3 protein-coding genes are annotated in these 3,194 nt (G+C 67.0%); all 3 read right to left on the bottom strand.

Translation table 11 applies throughout. The annotated features are described in order from the left end of the window. A partial coding sequence (locus ACFMO7_RS18730) for an ABC transporter permease (protein WP_376797014.1) occupies positions 1-950 on the bottom strand: 950 nt, incomplete at its 3' end. Positions 951-972: 22 nt separating this feature from the next. Further along, positions 973-2,649, bottom strand: a complete 1,677-nt coding sequence (locus ACFMO7_RS18725; protein WP_376797013.1) for a sugar ABC transporter ATP-binding protein — start codon at positions 2,647-2,649, stop codon at positions 973-975. After that, a partial coding sequence (locus tag ACFMO7_RS18720) for a DUF2291 family protein (protein ID WP_376797012.1) occupies positions 2,646-3,194 on the bottom strand: 549 nt, incomplete at its 5' end. The genes ACFMO7_RS18720 and ACFMO7_RS18725, both read right to left, overlap by 4 nt.

Genomic DNA, 3,194 nt, shown 5'->3' with positions numbered 1-3,194 from the left:
AGGACCCCTATCACAAACGCGCCGATGATGCTGCCCAGGATGGTTCCTCGCCCGCCAAAGAGCGAGGTTCCTCCCAACACCACCGCCGCGATGGCATTCAATTCATAGCTCTCCCCCGTGGCTGGCTGGGCCGCCTGCAGCTGCGAGGCAATCACCAGCCCCGTCAGGGCCGCGCACACGCCCGAGATCACGTAGACCAGCAGCTTGACCCGCTTGACCCGAATCCCCGACAGCTGGGCCGCCCGCTCATTGCCCCCAATGGCATAGACCTGCCGCCCAAAGGGCGTCCGGCTCGCCACAAAGGCCGCTACCCCCCCACACAGCAGCATCAGCCAGATGGGCATCGGCACCCCCAGCAGGTTCCCCGTTCCCAGGAAGGGAAAGCCCGTGTTCCCCAGGGCCGGATCGCCCCCCAGGTCTGGGAAGGTCGCCCCATTGGAGGTCAGCAGCGCCAGGCCGCGGGCCGCATACAGCATCCCCAGCGTGGCAATGAAGGGAGCCACGCCCAGACGCGTGATGACCAGCCCGTTGATCAGGCCCAGTCCCCCTCCCACCAGCAGGCCGATGAGGAGCACCACTGCCACGTTGAAGTAGACCACCACACCAAACATGGGCAGCGGCAGCCCCTGGCTGATCAGGTAGCCGGCCACCATCGCCGTCAGGCCGACGATCGAGCCGACCGAGAGGTCGATCCCCGCTGTCAGGATGACAAACGACTGCCCGATGGCCAGCAGGGCGTTGATCGAGACATGCTCGGCCACAATGGTCAAATCGTTGAGCGTCAGAAAGTCGGGCGAGAGCAGTGAAAAGATGATCACCAGGATGATGAGCGCCACCAGGGCGCGCAACTGAAACAGGAGTGTCTGGAGCTGCTTGCGCTGCAGCCTGAGGCGGCGCTGAGCCGCCGGCTCGTGGCTGGCAATCGATGACGGCGATGACGGATTGCGCATGATCTCCCTTCCCTCTTCCTGGCTAGGCTGGTGGACGCGCCTGGGGACGCGCCTGGCTGCCTGGCTGGGCAGGCGATGGCGAAGGCGCCTCGTCGGCCGGCGGCTCGCCGGTCCCGCTGGAGCGGGGAGCCGGGACCTGCCCGTCCTGCTCCTCCTCCTCGCCGCTGGGGAGCGGACTGCGGGAGGCAGCGGCCACCAGGGCCTCCTCGCTGGCCTCCTCGCGCCGGAATTCCCCAGTGAGCCGTCCGCCCGCCAGCACCAGAATGCGGTCGGCCGCCAGGACCTCTCGCAGTTCCGAGGAGACAAAGATGATCCCCAGTCCCTGGCTGGCCAGGCGATTCATCAGGCGGAACAGATCGGCTTTGGCACCTATGTCGATGCCGCGCGTCGGCTCGTCCAACAGCAGCACCCGCGGCTCCGTCAGCAGCCCACGGGCCACGACCACTTTCTGTTGATTCCCTCCGCTCAGGGCCTCGATCAGCGTCTGCGGCGAGGGCGCTTTGATGCCCAGCTCCTCGATCAGCCGGCGGACCGCCGTCAGCTCCTTGCGCCGTGAGAGGGCCAGGCCCCTCAGATAGCGACGCAAGCTGGCCAGCACCATGTTGTGGGCCACCGAGAGCGTGGGCACCAGCCCCTCGCGCTGGCGATCCTCGGGCACCAAGACCAGCCCCTCGGCAATGCGCTCCCCTACGCTGCCTCCCCGCACGGGCCGACCCGCCAGCCAGATCTGGCCGCTGGCCTCCGGATGCAGCCCCATCAGGCACTCCAGCAGCTCCGTGCGTCCCGCCCCCAGCAGCCCATAGCAGGCCACGATCTCGCCCGCCCGCAGCTGGAAGGAGACATCGTCCAGCAGCAGCCCACCGCCAGGCCGCGGCAGGCTCAGGTGCTCCACCCGCAGCAGCTCCGGCCCCAGCGGGCGCTCCTGATGGACGTAGGTCTCGCTGACGCTACGCCCGATCATCTGCTCGACGATCCAGTTGACGTCAATGGCCTGCACGGGCGCCTCGGCCATCCGCCGGCTGTCGCGCAGGATCGTCACATAGTCGCCGATGCGCAGCAGTTCCTCCAGCTTGTGCGAAATGTAGATGATCGAGACCCCCTGCTCCTTCAGCTCCCTGATGACCCGAAAGAGCACCTCCACCTCGGCGCTGGTCAGGGCCGAGGTCGGTTCATCCATGATCAGGATGCGGACCTGCCGCGCCAGGGCCTTGGCGATCTCCACGATCTGCTGCTGGCCCAGGCGCAGGTTCCCCACCAGCGCCTGCGGATCGATGGGCTGTTCCAGCCGCTGCAGCAGCCGGCGGGCCTCGACCTGCTGGCGGCGCCGATCGACCAGAACGCCGTAGCGCCACAGGGCCTCATGATCGAGAAAGAGGTTCTCGGCCACGCTCAGATTGGGAAAGAGGTTCAGCTCCTGATAGATGATGCCGATCCCGGCCCGGGCCGCCTCCCGCGGCGATTTGAACTGCACCGGCTGCCCGTCTAAGAGCAGCCGGCCAGCAGTCGCGGTCTCTGCCCCAGCGATGATCTTCATCAAGGTCGATTTGCCCGCCCCGTTCTCGCCGACCAGCACGTTGACTTTGCCGCGATAGACGTTAAAGTCCACCCCATCCAGGGCCACGGTGCCGCCGTAGATCTTGGTGATGCCCTCGGCTCGCAGGACGATCTCGGGCGCCACCTCCTGCTCAGATGTCTTCATGAGCCAGCCCCCTCCACATCGAGTTTGACCGGGGCCACGAGGATCGTCTGCGGATCGGCCAGCGCAAAGACCCCGTAGAAGCGGATGAGCTGGCCCTGGAGCTGAGTGGGGTGGATGCTCTGGGCCACCTGCACGGCCCGCGCGTTGAGGGCATCAGCCACCTGGGCATACTGGATCTGATTGACAAACTGGCTGAAGTGGATAAAGCCGACCCCGTCGCGGATGGCCGTCCCCAGGATCACCGGTCCGATCTGCAGCCACAGATCCGCCCGCCCATCGTAGGGGGGCAGGTCCAGGCCGAGCGTGCCGTTGCGCGAGGCGGTGTTGATGCTGACGACGCGCCCAAGCCCTTTGACCAGGAAGGTGTAGGGGCCATCCCCTTCTCGATGCCCATAGCGCTGCTGGGCCGCCTGCTGGTTGGCCTTGAGCGCGGCCAGCACCTCGCTGGCATCGTGCGCCTGCGCAACCACGGTCGGCACCACGCGGCTGGCCCAGATCTGGTTGACGTAGCGCTCCGGATCAAAGGGCTGGGCGCCCCCGCCCCC

Source organism: Thermogemmatispora sp. (assembly GCF_042408735.1).
Classification (GTDB): Bacteria; Chloroflexota; Ktedonobacteria; order Ktedonobacterales; family Ktedonobacteraceae; genus Thermogemmatispora.
This window is presented reverse-complemented; position numbering and strand designations above follow the sequence as displayed.